The following is a 24,310-nucleotide window of genomic DNA, read 5'->3' as shown; positions in this document are numbered from 1 at the left end:
TGAAGGTGGATTGAGAAGTCTGCTGGAGGTATCGGAAGTGCGAATGCTGACATGAGTAACGATAATGCGGGTGAAAAACCCGCACGCCGAAAGCCCAAAGGTTTCCTTGCGCAACGTTAATCGGCGCAGGGTGAGTCGGCCCCTAAGGCGAGGACGAAAGTCGTAGTCGATGGGAAGCAGGTTAATATTCCTGCACCTCGCGTAAGTGCGATGGAGGGACGGAGAAGGTTAGGTGTACCAGGCGTTGGTTGTCCTGGGGAAAGGCGGTAGGTTTGGATCTTTGGCAAATCCGGGATCCTTTAAGACCGAGCACCGAGACGAGCCTTTAAGGCGAAGTCACTGATACCACGCTTCCAGGAAAAGCTCCTAAGCTTCAGCTTACGCAGACCGTACCGTAAACCGACACAGGTGGGTAGGATGAGAATTCTCAGGCGCTTGAGAGAACTCGGGTGAAGGAACTAGGCAACATGGCACCGTAACTTCGGGAGAAGGTGCACCCTTTTTGGTGGCTCGTGCGAGCTATAGCTGAAGAGGGTCGCAGTAACCAGGCCGCTGCGACTGTTTATCAAAAACACAGCACTCTGCAAACACGAAAGTGGACGTATAGGGTGTGACGCCTGCCCGGTGCTGGAAGGTTAATTGATGGGGTCAGCCGCAAGGCGAAGCTCTTGATCGAAGCCCCAGTAAACGGCGGCCGTAACTATAACGGTCCTAAGGTAGCGAAATTCCTTGTCGGGTAAGTTCCGACCTGCACGAATGGCGTAACGACAGCGGCGCTGTCTCCACCCGAGACTCAGTGAAATTGAAATCGCTGTGAAGATGCAGCGTTCCCGTGGCAAGACGGAAAGACCCCGTGAACCTTTACTATAGCTTTACACTGAACGTTGAGTTCGTCTGTGTAGGATAGGTGGGAGGCTATGAAACTGTGGCGCTAGCTGCAGCGGAGCCATCCTTGAAATACCACCCTGTCGTGCTTGACGTTCTAACCTGGGCCCATTATCTGGGTCGGGGACCGTGTATGGTGGGTAGTTTGACTGGGGCGGTCTCCTCCTAAAGAGTAACGGAGGAGCTCGAAGGTACGCTCAGCGCGGTCGGACATCGCGCACTGTGTGCAAAGGCATAAGCGTGCTTGACTGCAAGATCGACGGATCAAGCAGGTAGGAAACTAGGACTTAGTGATCCGGTGGTTCTGTATGGAAGGGCCATCGCTCAACGGATAAAAGGTACTCCGGGGATAACAGGCTGATACCGCCCAAGAGTTCATATCGACGGCGGTGTTTGGCACCTCGATGTCGGCTCATCACATCCTGGGGCTGTAGTCGGTCCCAAGGGTATGGCTGTTCGCCATTTAAAGTGGTACGCGAGCTGGGTTCAGAACGTCGTGAGACAGTTCGGTCCCTATCTGCCATGGGCGTTGGAGATTTGAGAGGGGCTGCTCCTAGTACGAGAGGACCGGAGTGGACGAACCTCTGGTGTTCCGGTTGTCACGCCAGTGGCATTGCCGGGTAGCTATGTTCGGAAGCGATAACCGCTGAAAGCATCTAAGCGGGAAGCGCGCCTCAAGATGAGATCTCCCGGGGCACAAGCCCCCTGAAGGAACCATGTAGACTACGTGGTTGATAGGTCAGGTGTGTAAGTACAGCAATGTATTGAGCTAACTGATACTAATGATCCGAGAGGCTTGACCATATAACCTCAAGTTGCCTTGGCTTTACGACAGCGTCGTAAGAGCATCCAAGTGCACGCTACGTCACAAGAACTACGAGAGGCAGGCGCCTTATCCAGCTGTATCGGATGGCGACGCTCCAACCGCCTCCCTGGTGAAATTAGCGCTGTGGAACCACCCGATCCCATCCCGAACTCGGAAGTGAAACGCAGCTGCGCCGATGGTAGTGTGGCTCAAGCCATGCGAGAGTAGGTCATCGCCAGGGTTTACACCCAAAACCCCGCTGCTCACGCAGCGGGGTTTTTCTTTGTGCGCGCGAAATGCGGGTAGTGCCGGCCGCTGGCCGGCAACCCGATGGCGTTACATCGCCCGTTAGATCCAGGCCATACGCGGATATTCTCCGCGGGTAGCCACAGCGCCAACCAAGGTTGGCGTCTACCGAGGGCATGCGGACCCACAGTAGATCCACGCCGTGCGTGGATGGGCTGTCCCTGCAAAGATCGGTGCCAACCCCGGCAGCAGGCCAGACAGTGCGCGTCGCTGTGATTGCCGGCCAGCGGCCGGCATTACCAGTAGATCCACGCCATGCGTGGATGCCCTCCGTAAAGACGGCGCCCTGCGGGCGCCGTCTTGATCAGGATCGAACTGAAGGCCCGGATCAGGCGGCCTGCGAGACCTCGTGCGGTTCCTGCTGGCGGAACACCGACACCGCCTCGGTAAGCGTACCCGCCTGCGATTGCAGCTCGCGTGCGGCCGCGGTGGCTTCCTCCACCAGCGCGGCATTCTGCTGTGTGGCCTGATCCATCTGCACTACGGTCTGGTTGATCTGCTCAATGCCGATCGACTGCTCCTGCGACGCCGCGGAAATCTCGCGCATCAGGTGGCTGACATCCTCCACGCCGCCAACAATGCCCTGCATGCGTTGGCCGGCGTCAGCTACCAGCTGGGCACCCTCACCCACCTGGCGGCCGGCTTCGTCGATCAGCTTCTTGATCTCCTGGGCCGCCGCCGCAGAGCGCTGCGCCAGTACCCGCACCTCGCTGGCCACGACCGCGAAGCCTCGGCCCTGTTCGCCGGCGCGTGCCGCCTCCACGGCTGCGTTCAAGGCCAGGATATTGGTCTGGAAGGCAATGCCGTCGATGACGCCGGTGATGTCGCCGATCCGCTTCGAGGCACCTTCGATGGCCTGCATGGTATTCACCACCCGCTGCATGGCCGTGTTGCCGTCACTGGCAGCGCTCTGCGTGGAAGCTGCCAACGCACTGGCCTCACGCGCGTGGGCGGCGTTCTGGCGCACGGTGGCGGTGAGTTCCTCCATCGATGCTGCGGTCTCCTGCAGGTGCGCGGCCTGGCGCTCGCTGCGCTCGGACAACGCGCCGTTGCCGGCGGCAATCTCGCTGGCGGCGGTACTGATCGACGCCGCACATTCCTGGATGCGACCGACCATGCGTGCCAACTGACCGGCCGTGGCATTCGCATCGCGCTGGATGGCAGCGAAAGCACCGTGATACTCGCCGTGCATGCGCCGGTCCAGATCGCCATTGGCCAGTGCCGAGAGCATCTGCCGCACTTCGTTGACGGTGCTGCCGAGCGTATCGAGCAGCAGGTTGATGCCACCGGTCAGCCCATCGAGGAAACTGGCACCTTCAGTGGCCTGCAGGCGCTGGTCGAGATCACCGGCCGCTGCCGCAGCGACGATGCCGGCCACGGCGTTCTCCAGCGCGAGTTCATGGGTGCGGTCATGCCATTCCACGGCGAAGCCCAGGCGCACGCCCTGCGCATCGAACACCGGGGTGACCACCTGCGCGAAGTGCACCGGGCCGATCTGCACCTTGCCGTTGTGCGTGACCTGCAGGCCATTGAGGATCGCGCGGATGCGGTCCGGGTTGGCGTGGAAGCGGTGGATGCTGCTGCCGACCAGGCGCTCGGCGTCGAAGTCGGGGAAGGCCTGGCGCAGTGTTGCCTGCTGGTTGCGCAGCAGGGCCACCACCGAGCGGTTCACGTAACGGATCACGTGGTCGTTGTCGGCAATCATCATCGCGGTGCGCGAGGCGTCGAGCGCCTGGCGGATCTGCGCATTCTCGGCATGCGCGTCAGCCTCGCGCCCACGCTGCGCCTGTACGTGGCGGGCGGTATCGGCCAGTGCATGGGCCAGCGAACCGGGTGCATAGGCCGCGGTATCCGCATGTGCGCTCAGATCGGTGCCCGTCGCGATATCGCGCGCCAGTGCCGCCAGGCGGCGTGGGCCGTGGCCAAGCGCCTCGGTCTGCTGGCGCAGGCGCAGCGCGACCTGGCCGAGGAACACGGTCAGGCTGGCGAACAGGCCCGCCTGCAGCAACGTCGGTCCCACGGCTGCGCCGTGCAGCAGCGGTACCAGCAGGGCGAGGGTGCCAACACCACCGGCCAGCCATACCGGCAGGCGATCGCGGTGGCTGAGCAGCACGCCCAGCAACAGCGCAATCGGCAATGCCGGTGACAGGCTGACGATCGCGCACAACAAGGCCAGCTGCAGCGACAACAGCAATGCCAGGCCATTGCGGGCGACGGCCCGGCCCGCCTGTGGACCGGCCAGCCAGAGGGCGGGCAGTACGGCGGCCGCGGCCAACGCAGCGCCCGGTACGTGGGGCCCACGCAGGGCCAGCACCAGGCCAGCCACAGCCAACGCCGCGCTGCCGATCAGCAGTCGACGGTCAGCGCGGTGCGCGAGCTGCTGCAGATGCGGCATGCGGGCGGTATCGGGGGGACGGGAGGATGCAACGGACATCGGCGACTCCTGGATCAGCAAACGACAACAGCCACGCCGCAGCACACGCAGGAGTGCGTGTGCAGGGCGCGAGCCGGGAATTCGGGGAATGCGGCGCGATCAGCGACGCGGAGACGGGACACCGTGGCCACATCCTGTGGGTGACGGTGCAGCAGAGCGGGCATGCGGACTTCCTTGCAGAACCAGACACACGCCGCAGGCCCGACCGGACCTGCGTGCTGCGGACGCAGGGGCCCGCAACTGATGTATCGGCCGCAAACGCGCGGAGTGAAGCGCGCGGATACTTCTGCTCAGCCGGCGTTGCCGTTGCTGAAGAAGTGCAGGATCACGCCCGCGATCTGTTCCGGGTCTTCCATGTGCAGGTGATGGTTGCCGGCAAACACCGCCAGACGGCCATCGCGCAGGTGCTGCAGGCGATCGCTGCGCATCGGCTCGGGATAGTACGACTGCGCCGGTGTGGCGTAGATCACCTGCGTCGGGCAGGCGATGGCCTGCAGCAGGTTGTCGATCTGGCCTTCGCTGAGGCGGATCGCAGTGGGCAGCATCAGGCGCGGGTCGCTGCACCAGCGGTAACCACCTTCGACCGGCTCCACGCCGCGCTCGACCAGCAGCCGTGCACAGCGCTCGCTGAGCTGGTTGGTCATCATCCGCGCGCGGATCGGCGCGGCGAGGTCGGGGAACACGCGCAGCTGCTTGCGTGCCAGTGCGCGCGTGGCATTCACATGCTTGCGCAGGCGGTTGGCGGTTTCTTCCTCAGGACCACGCAGGCCGCCGAGTGCTTCGATCGCCACCAGCCGTTCGACACGGTCGCTGACCGAGGCGGTGAGGCTGGCGATGCCGGCGCCCATCGAATGGCCAAGCAGGCTGAAACGGTCCCAGCCCAGCGCGTCGGCGACGTCGAGTACGTGACAGATGGCGGCGGCCGTGGTGTAGCTGGCACCGGCCGGCAGATGCGCGCTGTGGCCGTGGCCGGGCAGGTCGATGGCCACCAGCTGCAACGACGACAGGTGCGGCGCCAGCGGCACGAAGCTGGCCGCGTTGTCGAGCCAGCCATGCAGGGCCAGCACGCGCGGGCCATCACCGTGGTTGCGCAGGCCGGCGACGCGCGCGCCACCGACCTCGAGTTCAAACGGCTGCAGGCTCATGCCAGTGACGCCACGGCCAGCCGTGCCAGCGCACGCGCGTGCTCCGGTTCGGCGTTGAGGCAGGGGATGTAGCGCATCGTCGCGCCGCGCTCGGCCAGTGTTTCGGTGAAGCCCAGTGCCACTTCTTCCAGCGTCTCCAGACAGTCGGTGGCGAAGCCCGGACACACCACGTCGATCTGCTTCACGCCGGATTCGGCCAGCGCCCACAGGCTGGGCTCGGCATACGGCTGCAGCCACCGCTCGCGGCCGAAGCGCGACTGATAGCCCATCTGCCAGTCGTCCCTGCCCAGCTCCAGCGCCTTGGCGATGGCCTGCGCACTGGCCTCGCAGCGCTGCGGATACGGATCGCCGGCATCGGCCAGGCGCTGCGGAATGCCGTGGAAGGAGAACATCAGTTTCTGGCCACGACCGTGCTGTTCCCAGTAGCGGCGGATCGAGCCGGCAACGGCGTCGACCCAGCCCGGATCGACCGAATAGTCGCGTACCAGGCTCACGGTCACGCCCGGATTGCGGCGCTGCCAGGCATCGACGCGGTCTTCGACCGAGGCGGTGGTGGTGGTGGAGTACTGCGGGTACAGCGGCAGCACCACGATGCGGCGCGCACCGTCGGCCGCCAGCCGGTCGAGTTCGCTGGCCAGCGCCGGTTCGCCATAGCGCATTGCATGGCGCACCGTCAGGGTCGGCAACAGCGCTTGCATGGCCTGCGCCAGCTGGCGCGTATGCACCATCAGCGGAGAGCCCTCCGGCAGCCAGACCTGGGCGTACTTGGCCGCTGAACGGCTGCTGCGCAGCGGCAGGATCAGTCCGCGCAGCAACGGCTGCCACAGCAGTGCCGGGATCGAGACCACGCGGGGGTCGGACAGGAATTCAGCCAGGTAACGGCGTACGGCGGGGGCCGTCGGCGTCTCGGGCGTGCCTAGGTTGACCGCCAGCACGGCGGTATCGGGTGCGTCGAGCATGAGCGGTATTGTCGCCGATCCGGTGCCGCGCCGGGATGCAGGGTTCGGATTGCAGGCATAGCGCGCATCAATGTGAGCAGGGAACGCTCATTGGGGATTCATGACAACACTACTAATTTCAGTCACTTGCTATATCTTCCTATGGACTGACTTCTGGAGCCTGCCATGCGTCGCCCGATCCAAGCCCTGCTGATCGCCGCCAGCCTGCTGTCCAGCCAGGCCATGGCCGGACCGCAGGAAGACCAGCGTGCCCGCAATGCCGTGCGCGTGCTGGCTGAAATCCAGGAAATCCCTGAACAGGGCATTCCGGACAAATTGCTCGACGAAGGCCGCGCGGTCATCGTCATTCCCGACACGATCAAGGCCGGTCTGGTCATTGGCGGTCGTCGTGGCCACGGCCTGATGTCCGTGCGCATGCCCAACGGTGCCTGGTCCAACCCGGTGTTCGTGAAGCTCACCGGCGGCAGCATCGGCTTCCAGGCCGGCGTGCAGTCCTCCGATGTGGTGCTGGTGTTCCGCAACGACCGTAGCCTGGACAACCTGGTCAACGGCAAGTTCACGCTGGGCGCCGATGCGGGTGTCGCCGCCGGCCCGGTCGGCCGCAATGCCGCCGCCGCCACCGACGGTCAGCTGAAGGCCGAAATCTGGTCCTGGTCGCGCGCCCGCGGCCTGTTCGCCGGTGTCGCCCTGGATGGTGCGGTGCTGCAGATCGACGATGCCGCCAATCTGGACGCCTACGGCAGCAACACCACGCCGCGCATGATCTTCGAAGGCCGCGCGGCCGGTTCGCCGTCGATGGATGTGGTCACGTTCCGCGACCGCCTGGAAGAGGCCACCTACGCCGCGCGTAACAACCGCAGCGGCAACGGCGGTAACGCGCCGCGTCCGGCAGCGGCCCCGGCGGTTGCTCCGGCGCCTGTTCAGGCAGCGCCGGCCGCCCCGGCCGAAGCCACCACCGCACCGCTGCAGAACGTGCCGCAGAACCCGCCGCCGCAGCAGCAGGGCTTCCAGCCGGTCAACGACGGCGAAATCCGCACGGAAACGCTGGGCGGAAACTGACTTTCGTCACGCGCGCCGGCTAACACCCGGTGCGCTATGCTCGACAGCCTGATCACTAACGTAACGAGCGTCTTTATGGGCAGTTTCAGCATCTGGCATTGGTTGGTCGTGCTGGCCATCGTCCTGCTGGTGTTCGGCACCAAGCGCCTGACCAGTGGCGCCAAGGATCTCGGTTCGGCGGTCAAGGAATTCAAGAAGGGCATGCGCGACGAGGACAAGCCGAACGCGCAGCTGGGCGATGAATCGCGCAGCCAGGACGCCTCGCGCGCCGCGCAGGACGAGCACGACCGTAACGCTCGCTGATCCGGAGCGGTCGCGGTGTTTGATATCGGCTTCAGCGAACTGCTGGTGATTGCGGTGGTTGCCTTGGTAGTGCTCGGTCCTGAGCGCCTGCCCAAGGCGGCCCGCTTTGCCGGCCTGTGGGTACGTCGTGCCCGCAATCAGTGGGATTCGGTGAAACAGGAACTGGAGCGCGAACTGCAGGCCGAGGACATCAAGCGGCAGATGCAGGACGTGCGCCAGGGCATGCAGGACACCGAGAACCAGTTGCGTGCCAGCGGTGAAGCGATCCGTCGCGAAGCGCAGGAGGCGCAGCAGCAGGGCGATGACCTGGTGCAGGAAGTACGTACACCCGCACAGGCCGATCTGCCGCCACATTTGAGCCAGCCGGCCGAGACCGAAGCGCCGGCACAGGATGGCGGGCCGGTTTCGACCACGGCTGCTACGGAAGGCGCTGTTTCTTCAGGGGCCGTTCCTGCCACGTCCCCTGAAGCCGGCCCGACGCCGCCGACGCAGAGCACGGAGCGTCATCCATGAGTGAACAGGATTTCGGCGAAAGCTCGCTGGTCGAACATCTGGTGGAACTGCGCGGCCGCCTGGTGCGCGCATTGCTGGGCCTGGGCGTGGTGCTGCTGGCGCTGCTGCCGTTTACCCAGAAGCTGTACAACGCGCTGGCCGAACCGCTGGTCTCGCAGCTGCCGAACGGGCAGACGATGATCGCCACCAACCCGGCCGGTGCGTTCTTCGCCCCGCTGAAGCTGACTTTCTTCGTGGCCCTGTTCGTGGCGGTGCCGTGGCTGCTGTACCAGCTGTGGGCGTTCGTTGCCCCGGGCCTGTATGCGCGCGAGAAGCGCCTGGCGGTGCCGTTGCTGGTGTCGTCGGTGCTGCTGTTCTACGCCGGCTGTGCCTTTGCCTACTTCCTGGTGCTGCCGGCGGTATTCCACTTCCTCACCACCTTCAGCCCGGACGTGATCGCGATCACTCCGGATGCGAACGCCTACCTGGATTTCGTGCTGGCGATCTTCTTTGCCTTCGGCGGCAGCTTCGAACTGCCGGTGGCAATGGTGATCCTGGTGCTGCTGGGCTGGGTGACGCCGCAGCAGTTCAAGGAAGGCCGTGGCTACGCGATCGTCGGCATCTTCGTGGTGGCCGCAGTGCTGACCCCGCCGGACGTGGTCTCGCAGCTGATGTTGGCGATTCCGATGTGCCTGCTCTACGAACTGGGCATCCACGCCGCACGCTGGCTGGTGCCGTCGTCGGTAGTGAAGAAACCCGCCGCCTGAAAGAAAAAAGGGGACGGAGGGGATTAAGTCGTTAGCTGCACACACTGGGCATAAACGACTTAATCCCCTCCGTCCCCTTTTTCCGTCAGGCGTGGAACACGTCGCTTGAGGTCGGCGTGGTCGGGATCGGTGGGGCCGCGCGGCTGCCGCGATGCACGAACATCTGCTTCCACGCGGCGTAGACCGCGCCGACATACAGCGGCATCAGCACCGTGGTCAGCACCAGCTGGGCGATGAAGGCCGCAGCCAGCGGGCCACCGATCAGCATCGCGATCTGGATCACGATCACGAACAGGATGTACATGCAGAACGCGGCGATCAGGCCGAGCGCGGCGAACACGAACATCGCGCCGATGTTCTCGATGCAGCCCTGCAGGCTCAGGCGCAGCGCATGCATGCCGCTCTGCTTGTCGAACACCACCAGCGCCGGCTGGGTGAACATCGCCAGTGACAGCGCCACCGCGCTCAGGAACACCAGCAGCATCCACAGCGCGATGCGCTTGGCCGGCAGGTTGGCGACCAGCGCGGCCGCATCATCCGGCTTGATCTGCTGGCCACTGCGGCTGATCTCTTCCATCTTGGTCATGACCTCGCTGAAGGCGGTGAAGCCCTCGCGGCCGATCATCATGAACAACAGCGCGCCCAGCAGCAGGACCGCCAGCACCTGGATCGCCAGCGGCACCAGCAGGTGGCTGACGCGGTGGTCGCGGATCGGCTGCAGCAGGTGCGAGGCCAGGCCCGGGCGGCCTTCGTCGATCTCGCCCACGGCATACAGCATGCCGCCGAACATGATCGGCGAAATGGCCAGGGTCATGAGCTGTACTGCCATGCCGGCGGCGCCGGGAATCAAGGTCGACAGCAGGGTCACCACCCAGCTCACCAGCAGCCAGGTCAGGCCGATCCGGGCCAGCTGCAGCGGCGCACGCCGGTACAGGGAGAACGTATCCAGCAACCACTGGGCGCCCGCCGAGGCCGGCAGCTTGCGAATCTCTTTCATGGACATCCGGGAAGGACAGGAGGGGGCCGGGCGGCTGCCCGTGCCGCCGATTATCCCTGTTTTGCCACCGGCTGGGCTGAAGACAGCCGCGCCTGGCGGACGAAGCGGCGCAACAGCTGGCGGGCCAGCGGTGCGGCGCTGACCGCGCGCTCGATGCTGCGGGCGCAGCCGCCGTGGCGGCCGATGCAGTCGGCGCGGGCGCGCACGTAGCCGCGCATGTGGTGGGTGGCGAATTCCGGATGGAACTGCACGCCCCACGCCTGGCGGCCCCAGCGGAAGGCGTGGCAGCCGTCCAGCGGCGAGCGTGCCAGCACTTCGGCACCTTCCGGGGCGCGCAGCACGGTCTGCAGGTGGGTGGCGTGGGCGGCGAAATGCTGCGGCAGGCCCTGGAACAGCGGGTCCTGCGCGGCCTGCGGCTGCAGTTCCAGCTCGATCGTGCCGGACTCGCGCCCGGCCGGGTTGTAGGCCACCTCGCCACCCAGCGCGTGCGCCAGCAGCTGGTGGCCATAGCAGATGCCGAATACCGGCAGGTCGTCGTGGGCGGTCTGGCGCAGCCATGCGGCGCTGCGCTCGCTCCACTCGGCGTGGTCGGTGACGAAGGCGGCCGAGCCGGTCACCAGCACGCCAGCGAAGGCATGTGGGTCGGGCAGGGCGCCACCGTGTTCGACATCGACCACCACCGTCTCGTGCTCTTCCAGCCCGGCGGCGACGCGGATCCAGTGCGGAAAGCGCCCGTAGCGGCGCAGCGACGGTACCGGGCGGCCGGTTTCAAGGATCAGGAACGGGGCTGGGTTCATCCGGGGGCGGCAGGACTGACAGGACTTCCTCGATTGTAGTCAGCCCCTGCGCCACCTTTTCAAGCCCGGCCTGGCGCAGGGTTCGCAGCCCTTCAGCCCGTGCGGCACGGCTGAAACCGGCCAGATCCATGTCGGCACGGATCTGCCCGCGCAGCCGCGAGCCCAATGGCAGCAACTCATACAGGCCGATGCGGCCAAGGAATCCGGTGCGCCGGCACTCCAGGCAACCGACCGGCCGACAGGGCGTGGCGGCATCTGGATATGCGGCATGGCTATCAGCCAGCACCGCCCAGTCGGCCGCGCCGAGGCTGTGCGGTTGCTTGCAGTGCGGGCACAGCGTGCGCACCAGGCGCTGGGCAAGGATGCCGTTGAGGGTGCTGGCCAGCAGGTAGTGCGGCACGCCCAGGTCGAGCAGGCGGGTGACCGCCGAGGGCGCATCGTTGGTATGCAGGGTGGACAGCACCAGGTGGCCGGTCAGCGAGGCCTGCACCGCCATCTGCGCGGTTTCCAGGTCGCGGATCTCGCCGATCATGATGATGTCCGGGTCCTGCCGCAGCAGCGTGCGCACGCCGCTGGCGAAATCCAGGTCGATGTTGGCCTGCACCTGCATCTGGTTGAACTCGGGCGCGATCATCTCGATCGGGTCCTCCACCGTGCACACGTTCACGTCCGGCGTGGCCAGCCGCTTCAGCGTGGAATACAGGGTGGTGGTCTTGCCCGAGCCGGTTGGGCCGGTGACCAGCACGATGCCGTGCGGGCGTTCGACCAGTGCATTCCAGCCCGCCGCCTCCTGCGGGCTGAAACCGAGCTGGTCGATGCTCTTGAACGCGGCATCGGGGTCGAAGATACGCATCACGCACTTTTCGCCGAAGGCGGTGGGCATGGTCGACAGGCGCATCTCGACCTCACGGCCGCCCGGCGAACGGGTCTTGATGCGGCCATCCTGCGGGCGCCGGCGCTCGGCCAGGTCCATGCGGCCGAGCACCTTGATGCGGCTGACCACCGCGGTCATCACCGCCGGCGGTACCTCGAACACCTTGTGCAGCACGCCGTCGATGCGGAAGCGCATGCGCCCCATTTCGCGGCGCGGCTCCAGGTGGATGTCCGACGCGCGCTGCTCGTAGGCGTACTGCAGCAGCCAGTCCACGATATGCACGATGTGCTGGTCGTCGGCATTGACGTCGCCGGTGCGGCCCAGCTCCACCAGCTGTTCGAAGCTGGGCAGGGTGGTATTGGCTTCGCCACGCACGTCGCCACGGGCGCCGCGCACCGAACGGGTCACCCCGTAGAACTCCATGGTGTAGCGGTGCAGGTCCAGCGGGTTGACCACCGCCAGTTCGATGCGGCGCCGGGTCAGGTGCTGCAGGTCGCGGCGCCATTCCTGCACCAGTGGCTCGCTGGTGGCCACCAGCACGCGCTCGGCATCCACCGCCAACGGCAGGAAACGGTGGCGGCGCGCGTAGGCATGGGAGACCAGCGCGGTGACCGCGGCAACGTCGACCCGGGTCGGGTCGATGCGCAGGTAGCGGCTGCCGGTGCGCTGCGCCAGCCACTCGGTGAGGCGCTCCAGGGTCAGTTCGCCACCGCCGTTGGCGGCCAGCTTGAGGTTGGACAGCAGCACCAGCGGGTGCACTTCACTGGCGTTGCGTGCGCCTTGCGCGGAAAAGCGCATGCGCTCGCGGTCCTGCTCGGCCACCAGGCCATCGGCGATCAGGGCCGCGGCAATCTGCTCGAACTGCAGCCGTCCCCACGGCAGCGGTACGCGGCCAGCCTCGCCGGGCGTGCCCACCGGCAGCCGATGTTCCATCTGCCTGCTCCTCCCGGGTACGGAATGCCCCGCAGGTCGGCCGTTATACTAGCGCACCCCCTTGCCGGCCAAGACTCGTACGCATGTCCGCGACCCCGACCGTTCCGATCACCTTCCAGGGCCTGATCCAGACCCTGAACCAGTTCTGGGCCCAGCAGGGCTGCGTGCTCATCCAGCCGCTCGACCTGGAGGTGGGCGCCGGTACCTTCCACCCGGCCACCTTCCTGCGTGCGATCGGTCCGGAGAGCTGGAACGCGGCCTACGTGCAGCCCTCGCGCCGCCCGACCGACGGCCGCTACGGCGAGAACCCGAACCGTCTGCAGCGCTACTACCAGTACCAGGTGGCGATGAAGCCGGCGCCGGACAACATCCAGCAGCTGTACCTGGATTCGCTGAAGGCACTGGGCATCGATCCGCTGGTGCACGACCTGCGCTTCGTCGAGGACAACTGGGAATCGCCGACGCTGGGCGCCTGGGGCCTGGGCTGGGAAGTCTGGCTCAACGGCATGGAGGTGACCCAGTTCACCTACTTCCAGCAGGCCGGTGGCCTGGAGTGCCGCCCGGTGCTGGGCGAGATCACCTATGGTCTCGAGCGCCTGTGCATGTACCTGCAGAACTGCGACAACGTCTACGACCTGGTCTGGACCTACGGCCCGGACGGCCAGCCGGTGACCTACGGCGACGTCTACCACCAGAACGAGGTGGAGCAGAGCACCTACAACTTCGAATACGCCGACGTGGAAGAGATGTTCCACCGCTTCGATGCCTGCGAGCGTGAAGCGCAGAAGCTGGTGGAAGTGAACCTGCCGCTGCCGGCCTACGAGCAGGTGATGAAGGCCAGCCACACCTTCAACCTGCTGGACGCGCGCCGCGCGATCAGCGTGACCGAGCGCCAGCGCTACATCCTGCGCGTGCGCGCGCTGGCCCAGGCGGTGGCCAAGGCGTACTACGAGCAGCGCGAGAAGCTGGGCTTCCCGGGTGCGAAGAAGGCCTGACGGCCTTCCTGCACCGACCCGCTTTTCACCCACTACCCGGGGCGCCGGACGCGTTGCGCGCTGCGCCCCCACCACAGGATCGAACCGATGAGCCAACTGTCCCCCCTGCTGATCGAACTGGGCACCGAGGAGCTGCCGGTCAAGGCGCTGCCGGGCCTGGCCCAGGCGTTCTTCGACGGTGTCGTCGAAGGCCTGCGCAAGCGCGGCGTCGCGCTGGAACTGGGCGATGCGCGCCCGCTGTCGACTCCGCGCCGCCTGGCCGTGCTGCTGCCGGGCGTTGGCCTGGAACAGCCGGAACAGCACAGCGAAGTGCTGGGCCCGTACCTGAACATCGCGCTGGATGCCGAAGGCCAGCCGACCAAGGCCCTGCAGGGCTTTGCCGCCAAGGCCGGGATCGACTGGACCGCGCTGGAAAAGACCACCGACAACAAGGGTGAGCGCTTCGTGCACCGCGCGGTGACCCCGGGCGCGAGCACCGCCAGCCTGCTGCCGGAGATCCTGCGCGAGGCGATTGCGGCGATGCCGATTCCCAAGCCGATGCGCTGGGGTGACCACGCCTGGGGCTTCGCGCGCCCGGCCCACTGGCTGGTGCTGCTGCACGGTGCCAACGTGGTTGAAGCCGAGCTGTTCGGCCTGCAGGCCGGTCGCGTCAGCCGTGGCCATCGTTTCCACCACGACCAGGCGGTGTCGCTGGCCCAGCCGCAGGATTATGTTGAAGCCCTGCGTGCCGCCTTCGTGCTGGTCGACCCGAGCGAACGCCGTGCGCGCATCGTTGCCGAGGTCGAGGCCGCTGCGGCCAAGGCCGGTGGCAGCGCCCGCATCACCGACGACAACCTGGAGCAGGTGGTGAACCTGGTCGAATGGCCGTCGGCAGTGCTGTGCAGCTTCGAACGCGCGTTCCTGGCGGTGCCGCAGGAAGCGCTGATCGAGACGATGGAGATCAACCAGAAGTTCTTCCCGGTGCTGGATGCCGCTGGCACCCTGACCGAGAAGTTCATCGGCATCGCCAACATCGAATCGAAGGACGTGGCCGAAGTGGCCAAGGGCTACGAGCGCGTGATCCGCCCGCGCTTCGCCGATGCCAAGTTCTTCTTCGACGAGGACCTGAAGCAGGGCCTGGTGTCGATGGGCGACGGCCTGAAAACGGTGACCTACCAGGCCAAGCTGGGCAGCGTGGCCGACAAGGTGGCGCGCGTGGCCGCTCTGGCCGAAGTGATCGCCCCCCAGGTCGGCGCCGACGCTGCGCAGGCCAAACGTGCGGCCGAGCTGGCCAAGAACGACCTGCAGTCGCGCATGGTCAACGAGTTCCCGGAGCTGCAGGGCATCGCCGGCCGCCACTACGCCGTGGCCGGTGGCGAATCGGCCGATGTGGCGCTGGCCATCGACGAGGCCTACCAGCCGCGCTTCGGCGGTGACGACATCGCGCTGTCGCCACTGGGCAAGGTGCTGGCGATTGCTGAACGCGTCGACACGCTGGCCGGTGGTTTCGCCGCTGGCTTGAAGCCGACCGGCAACAAGGACCCGTTCGCCCTGCGCCGCAACGCGCTGGGCCTGGCCCGCACCATCATCGAAAGCGGCTTCGAGCTGGACCTGCGTGCGCTGCTGGCCAGCGCCAACGCCGGCCTGGCCGCGCGCAACGTGCAGGCCGACGTCGGCGAGCTGTACGACTTCATCCTCGACCGCCTGAAGGGCTACTACGCCGACAAGGGCGTGCCGGCCACGCACTTCAATGCGGTGGCCGAGCTGAAGCCGGCCTCGCTGTACGACTTCGACCGCCGCCTGGATGCGATCGGCACCTTTGCTGCGCTGCCGGAAGCCGAGGCGCTGGCCGCGGCCAACAAGCGCATCCGCAACATCCTGCGCAAGGCCGAGGGCGACATTCCGGCCCAGATCGATCCGGCGCTGCTGCAGGAAGATGCCGAGCGCGCGCTGGCCGAAGCGGTCACCGCGGCCATCGACGACACCGGCGCCAGCCTGCAGCACAAGGACTATGTGGCGGTGCTGGCACGCTTGGCGCGCCTGCGCCCGCAGGTCGACGCGTTCTTCGATGGCGTGATGGTCAATGCGGAAGATCCGGCGCTGCGTGGCAACCGCCTGGCGCTGCTGACGATGCTGGGCGAGCGCCTGGGCAAGGTCGCGGCGATCGAGCATCTGTCGAGCTGACGCCCGTATCGGTAGTGCCGGCCGTTGGCCGGCATTGCCACCGCGCATCGGATCGATCTGTGGGTTGCCGGCCAGCGGCCGGCACTACCGGATCATCGCCGGCGGATGTCCATCGGGGTCATTGCCGGCATCGCGCACGATGCCGGCATCCTCGCCTGCACTCACGATGATCGCCACAAAGGCGCGTATTTTGACCGCCACTTAACAACCGATCCCGAATGACGTGATGCATTTCGCATCGTCACCTTCGGTCGGTATGCTGTGCCGCATGCAGCCAAAGAAATACGCCCTGCCGCTGATGGTCCTGTCGCTGGCCGCCACCTCCGTGGCCCACGCGCGCGGCACCATCGACAAGGTGGACATCAAGGGATTGGACAAGGGCGACGACGCCGCAATCATCGAGAACATTCAGGAATCGCTGTCGCTGTACGACACGATCGGCAAGGAACAGGGCGAATCGCGCCTGGAGTACCTGCTGTCACAGGCCGAGCGGCAGACCCGCCAGGCACTGGAACCGTTCGGGTACTACAACCCGGTGATCAAGGTCGAGGCACCGCGCGAGGACGAGCACGTGCGCGTGCTGATCCATGTCGACAAGGGCACCCCGGTGACCGTCCGCCGCGAGCACATCGACATCACCGGGCCGGCGATGTACGACCAGTACCTGCAGGACGATCTGGCCGCGTTCAAGCCGCGCAAGGGCCAGCGTTTCGAACACACGCAGTACGAAGCCAGCAAGATCACCGTCACCCGTCGCCTGGCCGAACGTGGCTATTTCGATGCCGACTACACCCAGCGTCAGGTGCAGATCACCCGTGCCGACAACGCCGCCGACATCGACCTGACCTGGGACAGCGGCCGCCGCTACAACATGGGACCGGTGCGTTTCGAGCAGGACTACTTCGTCGACAAGCTGTTCGATCCGCTGGTCTACTGGGAACAGGGCAGCTACTTCCACGAGGGCAAGCTGGACCGGCTGCGCGAGTCGCTGACCAAGCTGGACTACTTCAGCGTGATCGACATCCAGCCGCGGCCCGACCAGGCCGATGCGAACGGCGAAGTGCCGGTGGATGTGAAGCTGACCCGTGCCAAGCGCACCATCTACACCGCGGGTCTGAGCTACGGCAGCGAAAGTGGCCCGGGTGTACGCGGTGGCATCGAACGGCGGTGGCTGAACAACCGCGGCCACAAGATGAACACGCAGCTGGACTATGCGCAGAAGCGCAAGAGCCTGGTCACCAGCTACCGCATTCCGGCCTTCAACTGGCTTGATGGCTGGTACACCTTCGCTGCCAGCGCCTACGACGAGCAGACCGACTACATCGACCTGCGCAACTTCAAGCTGATCGCCAGCCGCAGCGGTGAGATCAACGAACACTGGACCGCGATCGCCTCGATCAACGCACTGCGCGAGCGCTGGCGCTATGCCTCCGGCACCGAATTCACCGACGCGGTCTACAACACGTCGACGCTGGTGTACCCGCAGATGGTCGCCGACTACGTCAACGTCGATGACGAACTGTTCCCGCGCAAGGGCATCAGCGGTACTGCGACGATGCGTGCCGGCGTTGAAGGTGCCGGTTCGGACACCAGCTTCGTGCAGGCCAATGCCGTGCTGCGCTGGTACATCCCGGTGGGCGAAAGCAACCGCCTGATCCTGCGCGGCGAGGGTGGCACCACCTGGACCAGTGATCTGGTGGCCATGCCGCCCAGCCTGCGCTACTTCGCCGGTGGTGACCGCAGCATCCGCGGCTATGCCTATCGCGAGGTGGGCCCGCGGACCCCGGCACCGGACAAGTACGCGCTGGGCGCCAAGAACCTGGTGATCGGCTCGGCCGAGTATGAGCACTACTTCAATGGTGGCCCGTGGGGTGCGGCGGTGTTCGTCGATACCGGCAGCGCCTTCGACAACACCATCGATCTGCATACCGGCGTCGGCTTCGGCGTGCGCTGGAAATCGCCGGTGGGCCCGGTGCGCGTGGATATCGCGCATGGCTTGAACAACCCGGATTCGCAGTTCCAGCTGTACCTCAACATCGGAGCGGACCTGTGAGTACGCCCGCACCCACTCCGAACCCGACCACGCCGCCGCGCGTGCGCTTCTACCGCCGCCGCCGCTTCTGGGCCTGGTCCGGTGTGGGCGTGCTGGGCCTGGTGCTGCTGGCCCTGCTGGCGGTGTACTGGCTGCTGCAGACCGTGGCCGGGCGAGACGTGCTGCTGGCGCAGGTGGTGGCACGGCTGCCGGTGGGCGCCAGCTTCACCTGGGACAAGGTGGACGGCCCGGTGGCCGGTCCGCTGACCCTGTACAACGTCGACTTCCGCTACGACGACATCCATTTCCACGCCGAGCGCGCCCATCTGGAGCCGGACCTGCGCCCGCTGCTGGGCCGCAAGCTGCTGCTGGACAAGCTGGAGCTGACCAACGCGACGTTGAACCTGGCCAAGAGTGACGAGCCGTTCAAGCTGCCGTCGTGGCCCGATTCGCTGCCGCAGATCGAAATGCCGTTGGCGATCCAGGCCGATGCCATCGCCATCGACGGCTTCCGCATCAGCCAGGCCAACGAGCCGGTGATCGACATCAGTCGCGTGCGCGGCGGCATCGAGATCGCCAATGGCGAGTTCCAGGCACACAAACTGGTGGTGGACAGCGACATGGGCAATTTCACCGCCCAGGGTCGTTACATCCCGGCCAAGGACTACGACACCGATGTGACCGTCACCGCGGTGCTGCCGGCGCCGCGTGGCCGCACGGCCGCCACCGTCGGCCTGGTCGCCCGCGGTGACCTGTCGCACATGGAAGTGGCCGTGGCCGGGCGCGCGCCGAAGCCGCTGCACGCGATGCTGGTGTTCGATGGCCGCACCGATCCGAGCTGGAGTGCCAGCATCCGCAGTGACGAGCTGGATCTGGCGCTGCTGTCGCCGGCACTGGCCAGCTCGGCGATCGCGCCGCTGGCACTGGACTTCACCGCCGCCGGCAAGGGCGGCAACGCCAACCTGCGTGGCAAGGTGAAACAGGGCGATCAGGAACTGGAACTGGCACCGTCGGTGGTGTCGCTGCAGGACCAGGTGCTGAAAGTCTCACCCCTGCTGGTGAAGGGTCTTGGCGGTGAGGCGCGGCTGGAAGGCACCGCCGATTTCAGCCAGGAAGACCAGCAGAAGCTCAACTTCTCGGTGGTCGCACATGACCTGACCTACGTGCCAGCGGCGGACCCGAACACCGCCGGCAGCGCCCCGGTGCCGGTCACCTTGAAGGAAGCGCGCTTCGGCCTGGCCGGTACCCTGAAGGCCTGGGCGGCGATCGGCCGCGCCGAGGTCGAGCGCGACGCGCAGAAGGCACAGCTGCACTTCGATGTGCGCGGCAACGATCAGGCCGCGTCGATCCACCAGCTGCAGGCGCAGACCCCAGGTGGCCAGCTGCAGGTGGAAGGCCAGGTGGCGTGGGCACCGCAGCTGGACTGGGATGCCAAGGCCACGCTGAAGGACTTCGACCCCGGCTATTTCGTGCCGGGCTGGAATGGCCGCCTGTCCGGCAACCTGGCCTCCAAGGGCCGCCAGCTGCCGCCGCCGGCAAACGCACCGCCGGGTACCGCCGGCACGTTGGAAGCCACGGTCGATCTGCCGTCGTTGAAGGGCGTGCTGCGTCAGCGCAACCTGGACGCGCAGGGCAAGTTCGCGCTGCAGGGCGCGCAGGGCCAGGGTGACCTGAAGCTGTCGCTGGGCAGCAGCCGGGTGACCGCTTCGGGCAAGGTCGGTGACCGCCTCGACATCGATGCGCGTTTCGAACCGCTGCAGCTGAGTGACCTGCTGCCGGGCGCCGATGGCGGCCTGCGTGGCCAGGTACAGGTGAAGGGCCCGCGCGATGCGCCGGACATCACCGCCGACCTGGTCGGCAACAACCTCAACTGGGACAGCTACGGCGCCGAGAGCGTGAGCATCAAGGGCCACCTGCCGTGGCGTGGCGACAGCGGCACGCTGGCGATCCAGGGCCAGCAGGTCAATGCCGGCATGCTGCTGGAACGCTTGAACGTGGATGCGCAGGGCAGTGTCTCCAACCTGCGCCTGGCCGCGCAGACCCGCAACGAGATGGGCGCGATCGAGCTGCAGGGCAGCGTGCGCCAGCAGGGCGCGCAGTGGCGCGGCGAGCTGGCCGCGCTGCGCATCGCACCGGTGAAGGGCGATGCCTGGTCGCTGCGTGCACCGGCGGCGTTCGCGATCAACGGCAGCAACTACACGCTGGGCGAAGCCTGCCTGGCCGCCGCCAGCAGCGGCACACTGTGCGCACAGGCCAACTGGCCGCGCGAAGGCCTGGTGGTGCGCAGTGATGCGCTGCCACTGGCGCTGGTGCAGCCGTGGTTGCCGCCACAGTCCGGCCGTCGCATCTACCTGCGTGGCGATGTCAGCCTGGATGCGCAGATCCGCCCGCGCGGCAACGCCTGGGAAGGCCATGTGGAAGTGCGCTCGAAGGAAGGCGGCGTGCGCCTGGGTGAGAACCGCAATGCCGTGGGGGACACCACCCGTGGCGAGCTGGTGCGCTACGACCAGTTCTCGCTCAAGCTCGACATGACCCCGGCCAGCATCAAGGGCTACCTGGGCATGGGCTTCCAGGGCAACGGCTTCGTCGATGCCAGGATGCAGACCGGTTGGGAAGCCAGCGCGCCGTTGAACGGCGAGCTCTATCTCAACATGTCGCGGCTGTACTGGCTGGAGCTGTTCTCGCCGGACATCGTGCGACCGACCGGCCTGATCGAAGGCCACGTCAGCCTGCGCGGCACGCGTGGCCAGCCCTCGCTGGGCGGTGACGCGCAGCTGAGCAACTTCAAGGGTGAATTCCCGGCACTCGGCCTGACCTTCGACCAGGGCAAGGGCAGCTTCGTGGCCCAGCCCGATGGTTCGGCCAAGATCACCGCGCAGGCCAACTCCGGCCAGGGCACGCTGTACGTGGATGGTGGCCTGTCATGGTTCGGCGATGCACAGCCGCTGCAGTTGAAGATTCACGGCGACAACGTGCTGCTGTCCAACACCAGCGAGCTGCGCATCGTCGCCAATCCCAACCTCGACTTCACCCTGGCCAAGGCCGCGATGGAGCTGCGTGGCACCGTGCACGTGCCCGAGGCCGACATCGATCTGGAGCGCCTGGACCGCGGCACCTCGGTGTCCGAAGACGTGGTGGTGCTCGACCCGGCCGATCCGGAAGAGTCGCGTACCTCGCCGCTGGACATGGAGCTGACCGTCAGCCTCGGTGACAAGGTGAAGATGACCGGCTTCGGCCTGAAGGGCGCACTGACCGGCAAGATGCAGGTCTGGGCCAAGCCTGGCCGCGAGATGACCGCCAATGGTGGGCTGGAAGTGAGTGGCCGCTACAAGGCGTACGGGCAGGACCTGACCATCACCCGCGGCAACCTCACCTGGAACTACAACGCGGTGTCCGACCCGCGCATCAACATCCGTGCCGAGCGCCGGATCGGTGATGTCACCGCGGGTATCGACGTGACCGGGCGTGCGCAGCAGCCGCGTGCGGACGTGTGGTCTGATCCGGCGATGTCGCAGTCCGAAGCCCTGGCTTATCTGGTGCTGGGACGCAGCCTGACCGGCGCCAGCAGCGACCAGACGCAGCAGGTCAATGCGGCCTCGGCGGCATTGTCGGCCGGCAGCGGCCTGCTGGCCTCGCAGCTGGGTGCCAAGCTGGGCCTGGACGATGCCGGCGTGAGCCAGTCGCGCGCGCTGGGTGGCTCGGTGATCGGCGTCGGCAAGTACATCTCGCCCAAGCTGTACGTCGGTTACGGCGTGTCGCTGGTCGGTGCCGGTTCGGTGATCACGCTGAAGTACCTGCTGCGTCGCGGCTTCGACGTGGAAGTGGAATCGAGCACGGTGGAAAACCGCGGTTCGATCAACTGGCGACGGGAGAAGTAACGATGCGGTAGTGCCGGCCGCTGGCCGGCAACTGCACCGTATCTCCCGAGTTGCGTGGGTTGCCGGCCAGCGGCCGGCACTACCGTGCACGACGGCCCCAACCATCGGCCGTTGCCCCATCCGCCCCCAGCGGCTATGGTCCCGGGCTGTTCTGTCGTACCGGATTGCCCCATGTCACCACGCAAAGCCCTTCCCACTGCCCTGGCCCTGGGCCTGACCCTCGCCGCCGGCGCCCACGCCGATGAAGGCATGTGGATGCCGACCCAGCTGCCGGAGCTGGCCAAGCCGCTGCAGGCCGCAGGCTTCAAGGGCAATCCGGCCGACCTGGCCAATGTCACCGCACCGCCGCTGAGCGCAGTGGTGCGTGCCGGTGGCGGCACCGGCTCGTTCGTATCGTCGGACGGCCTGCTGCTGACCAACCACCACGTGGCGATGGGCGTGATCCAGTACAACAGCTCGCCCGAGCATGACCTGATCAATGGTGGCTTCATCGCCAGGGACCGCGCCGACGAGCGCCCGGCCAATCCCGATTTCCGCGTGCTGGTCACCGTCGGCTTCGACAAGGTGACCGACCAGGTGCTGGCGCAGGCGCGCGGCAAGACCGGCCGTGCCTACTTCGATGCGGTGGATGCGGCCAGCAAGCAGATCGTGGCCGAGTGCGAGAAGGACGGCAGCGTGCGCTGCTCGGTGGCCAACATGTACTACGGCACCGATTTCTACCGCATCGCGCAGCTGGAACTGAGCGACGTGCGATTGGTCTACGCGCCGCCGCGTGCGATCGGCAACTACGGCGACGAGATTGACAACTTCATGTGGCCGCGCCACACCGGCGACTTCACCCTGCTGCGCGCCTATGTCGGCAAGGACGGCAAGCCGGCCGCGTACAGCAAGGACAACGTGCCCTACCAGGCGCCGGCGCACCTGCAGATGTCGGTGGAAGGTCCGAAGGAAGGTGACTACGCGATGCTGGCCGGTTACCCGGGCATCACCTATCGCCACCGTACCGCGGCCGAATTCGCTGGCCAGATCGATACCGTGCTGCCGCGCCGCGTATCGGTGTTCCAGCAGATGATCGACACCATCGAGGCCGCCAGCGCCAAGGACGCGCAGGCGCGCACCCGCTACGCCTCACAGCTGCAGTCGCTGAAGAACAACCGCAAGCGCGCCGCCGGTGAGCTGGAAGGCCTGTTGCGCAGCGACGCCAAGGCCCAGCGTGCCGCCGACGAGACGGCGATGCTGGCTGCCACCGACCGCAAGTACCAGGGCGACATCAAGGCGCTGCTGACCAACCTGTCGCAGGGTGCGGCGGTGGGCGAGCGTGACCTGCTGCTGGACCAGATCGCCGCACAGAGCCAGTTGCTGCGCTCGGCGCTGCTGCTGGAACGCCTGCGTATCGAATCTGCCAAGCCGGACGCGCAGCGCGAGAGTGGTTTCCAGCAGCGCGACCAGGCGATGATCGAAGGCGTGCTCAAGCAGGTCCAGCGCCGCTACGCGCCGGAGGTCGAGAAGGCGCTGCTGACCACCCTGCTGACCCGTTACCAGCAGCTGCCGGACGCGCAGCGCGTGGCCGAGTTCGATACGGCCTTCGGCCGTACCCCGGAGCAGCTGGCAGCGGCGCTGGATACCCTGTACGCCGGCACCCAACTGGGTGAGGAGGCACAGCGCCTGTCCCGTTTCGCTGCTGCGCGCGAAGGCAAGGCGCTGGCTGCCGATCCGCTGATCACCGTGGCTGGCCCGCTGGTGGCCGCGCAGCTGCGCATCGAGAACGAAAGCAAGACCCGCGAAGGCGAGCAGCTGCGCCTGCGCCCGGCCTACATGCAGGCGCTGTTCGCCTGGCGTGCCAAGCAGGGCCGCGCGGTGTATCCGGATGCCAACCGCACCCTGCGCATCAGCTACGGCAAGGTCGAGGCGCTGCATCCGCGCGACGGCGTGACCTACTCGCCGGTGACCACCGTGGCCGGCATCGTCGAGAAGAACACCAACGCCTATCCGTTCGATGCGCCCAAGCCGCTGCTGGCCGCGATCGCCAAGGGTGACTTCGGCAGCACCGCCGACCCGGCGCTGAAGACCCAGACGGTCAACTTCCTGACCAACCTGGATACCACCGGCGGCAACTCCGGCTCGCCGGTGCTCAACGCCAAGGGCGAACTGATCGGCCTGAACTTCGACAGCAACTGGGAATCGGTCAGCGCCAGCTGGTGGTTCGACCCGCGCTACAAGCGCGCCGTGCACGTGGACATGCGCTACCTGCGCTGGCTGCTGGCCAAGGTCTACCCGGCGCCGGAACTGCTGAAGGAAATGGGCGTGCCGGCGGAATAAGGCCGGTTCCTGGTGGGTGCGCACCTCCTTTGGTGGGTGCCCACCGTTGGTGGGCATGGATGCCTCCGTCACGACCAACGGTCGTGACCCACCGCCATGACCCACCGCCGTGACCTACCCTCACGACCAACGGTCGTGATCTACTGGCCCCTGTCCTGACGGAAACG

Annotated in this window: 16 protein-coding genes and 2 rRNA genes (1 of these 18 only partly in view); 12 read left to right on the top strand and 6 right to left on the bottom strand. The window is 66.5% G+C overall.

Features of this window, described 5'->3' with window-relative positions; genetic code table 11:
* Both ACZK45_RS21525 and rrf read left to right on the top strand, forming a co-directional pair.
* Nucleotides 1-1,689 (top strand): 23S ribosomal RNA (locus ACZK45_RS21525) (it extends 1,192 nt beyond the left edge of the window).
* Nucleotides 1,690-1,816: 127 nt separating this feature from the next.
* Nucleotides 1,817-1,931 (top strand): 5S ribosomal RNA (rrf, locus tag ACZK45_RS21520).
* Between the two features lie 393 nt (nucleotides 1,932-2,324).
* Here the strand turns inward: rrf and ACZK45_RS21515 are convergent.
* The 3 genes from ACZK45_RS21515 to hemH all read right to left on the bottom strand — a co-directional run bounded on the left by ACZK45_RS21515 (nucleotide 2,325) and on the right by hemH (nucleotide 6,534).
* Nucleotides 2,325-4,430 carry a methyl-accepting chemotaxis protein gene (locus tag ACZK45_RS21515; protein ID WP_478445245.1) on the bottom strand — a complete coding sequence of 702 codons (2,106 nt, stop codon included), beginning with the start codon at nucleotides 4,428-4,430 and terminating at the stop codon, nucleotides 2,325-2,327.
* A gap of 290 nt (nucleotides 4,431-4,720) precedes the next feature.
* Nucleotides 4,721-5,575 carry an alpha/beta fold hydrolase gene (locus ACZK45_RS21510; RefSeq protein WP_478445244.1) on the bottom strand — a complete coding sequence of 285 codons (855 nt, stop codon included), beginning with the start codon at nucleotides 5,573-5,575 and terminating at the stop codon, nucleotides 4,721-4,723.
* The gene (hemH, locus tag ACZK45_RS21505) at nucleotides 5,572-6,534 is read right to left on the bottom strand and encodes a ferrochelatase (protein WP_032128451.1); all 963 of its coding nucleotides are present in this window, start codon (nucleotides 6,532-6,534) and stop codon (nucleotides 5,572-5,574) included. Before hemH ends, ACZK45_RS21510 begins: the two co-directional genes overlap by 4 nt.
* A gap of 165 nt (nucleotides 6,535-6,699) precedes the next feature.
* Between hemH and ACZK45_RS21500 the strand changes: the two genes are divergently transcribed.
* The 4 genes from ACZK45_RS21500 to tatC all read left to right on the top strand — a co-directional run bounded on the left by ACZK45_RS21500 (nucleotide 6,700) and on the right by tatC (nucleotide 9,155).
* The gene (locus tag ACZK45_RS21500) at nucleotides 6,700-7,593 is read left to right on the top strand and encodes a lipid-binding SYLF domain-containing protein (RefSeq protein WP_253145855.1); all 894 of its coding nucleotides are present in this window, start codon (nucleotides 6,700-6,702) and stop codon (nucleotides 7,591-7,593) included.
* A 75-nt stretch (nucleotides 7,594-7,668) separates the two neighbouring features.
* The gene (gene tatA / locus ACZK45_RS21495; protein ID WP_032128453.1) at nucleotides 7,669-7,896 is read left to right on the top strand and encodes a Sec-independent protein translocase subunit TatA; all 228 of its coding nucleotides are present in this window, start codon (nucleotides 7,669-7,671) and stop codon (nucleotides 7,894-7,896) included.
* A gap of 15 nt (nucleotides 7,897-7,911) precedes the next feature.
* Nucleotides 7,912-8,409 carry a Sec-independent protein translocase protein TatB gene (gene tatB / locus ACZK45_RS21490; RefSeq protein WP_125893289.1) on the top strand — a complete coding sequence of 166 codons (498 nt, stop codon included), beginning with the start codon at nucleotides 7,912-7,914 and terminating at the stop codon, nucleotides 8,407-8,409.
* The gene (gene tatC / locus ACZK45_RS21485; protein ID WP_032128455.1) at nucleotides 8,406-9,155 is read left to right on the top strand and encodes a twin-arginine translocase subunit TatC; all 750 of its coding nucleotides are present in this window, start codon (nucleotides 8,406-8,408) and stop codon (nucleotides 9,153-9,155) included. The genes tatB and tatC overlap by 4 nt, the downstream gene beginning before the upstream one ends.
* Nucleotides 9,156-9,240: 85 nt before the next feature.
* On the opposite strand, the gene ACZK45_RS21480 is transcribed toward tatC, so the two are convergent.
* Genes ACZK45_RS21480 through ACZK45_RS21470 form a run of 3 tightly spaced genes read right to left on the bottom strand, consistent with a single transcriptional unit; the run spans nucleotide 9,241 to nucleotide 12,756 of the window.
* On the bottom strand, nucleotides 9,241-10,152 hold the full coding sequence (locus tag ACZK45_RS21480; protein WP_043399673.1) for a BPSS1780 family membrane protein: 912 nt from the start codon (nucleotides 10,150-10,152) through the stop codon (nucleotides 9,241-9,243).
* 50 nt (nucleotides 10,153-10,202) lie between these two features.
* The gene (locus tag ACZK45_RS21475) at nucleotides 10,203-10,949 is read right to left on the bottom strand and encodes a glutamine amidotransferase (protein WP_032128456.1); all 747 of its coding nucleotides are present in this window, start codon (nucleotides 10,947-10,949) and stop codon (nucleotides 10,203-10,205) included.
* Nucleotides 10,921-12,756, bottom strand: coding sequence for a GspE/PulE family protein (locus ACZK45_RS21470; protein WP_369353864.1), 1,836 nt, complete (start codon nucleotides 12,754-12,756; stop codon nucleotides 10,921-10,923). Before ACZK45_RS21470 ends, ACZK45_RS21475 begins: the two co-directional genes overlap by 29 nt.
* A gap of 83 nt (nucleotides 12,757-12,839) precedes the next feature.
* On the opposite strand from ACZK45_RS21470, the gene glyQ reads away from it, so the two are divergent.
* The 6 genes from glyQ to ACZK45_RS21440 all read left to right on the top strand — a co-directional run bounded on the left by glyQ (nucleotide 12,840) and on the right by ACZK45_RS21440 (nucleotide 24,143).
* Complete coding sequence (gene glyQ, locus ACZK45_RS21465) at nucleotides 12,840-13,751, top strand: glycine--tRNA ligase subunit alpha (protein ID WP_006403404.1); 912 nt, start codon at nucleotides 12,840-12,842, stop codon at nucleotides 13,749-13,751.
* An 87-nt stretch (nucleotides 13,752-13,838) separates the two neighbouring features.
* Nucleotides 13,839-15,914 (top strand): glycine--tRNA ligase subunit beta, encoded by a 2,076-nt coding sequence (gene glyS, locus ACZK45_RS21460; RefSeq protein WP_180866533.1) that lies wholly within the window; start codon nucleotides 13,839-13,841, stop codon nucleotides 15,912-15,914.
* A gap of 24 nt (nucleotides 15,915-15,938) precedes the next feature.
* Nucleotides 15,939-16,136: a hypothetical protein gene (locus tag ACZK45_RS21455; RefSeq protein WP_478445243.1), complete on the top strand. Its 198-nt coding sequence runs from the start codon at nucleotides 15,939-15,941 to the stop codon at nucleotides 16,134-16,136.
* A gap of 34 nt (nucleotides 16,137-16,170) precedes the next feature.
* Nucleotides 16,171-17,967, top strand: coding sequence for an autotransporter assembly complex protein TamA (locus tag ACZK45_RS21450; RefSeq protein ID WP_080291770.1), 1,797 nt, complete (start codon nucleotides 16,171-16,173; stop codon nucleotides 17,965-17,967).
* The gene (locus ACZK45_RS21445; RefSeq protein WP_478445242.1) at nucleotides 17,964-21,824 is read left to right on the top strand and encodes a translocation/assembly module TamB domain-containing protein; all 3,861 of its coding nucleotides are present in this window, start codon (nucleotides 17,964-17,966) and stop codon (nucleotides 21,822-21,824) included. The genes ACZK45_RS21450 and ACZK45_RS21445 overlap by 4 nt, the downstream gene beginning before the upstream one ends.
* A 171-nt stretch (nucleotides 21,825-21,995) precedes the next feature.
* Nucleotides 21,996-24,143, top strand: a complete 2,148-nt coding sequence (locus tag ACZK45_RS21440) for a S46 family peptidase (RefSeq protein ID WP_478445241.1) — start codon at nucleotides 21,996-21,998, stop codon at nucleotides 24,141-24,143.
* Nucleotides 24,144-24,310: the final 167 nt, after the last annotated feature.

It is taken from the genome of Stenotrophomonas sp. 63632_Sma, assembly GCF_056482875.1.
Note: the sequence above shows the minus strand (reverse complement) of the source record. Positions and strands in the feature narration are given on the sequence as shown.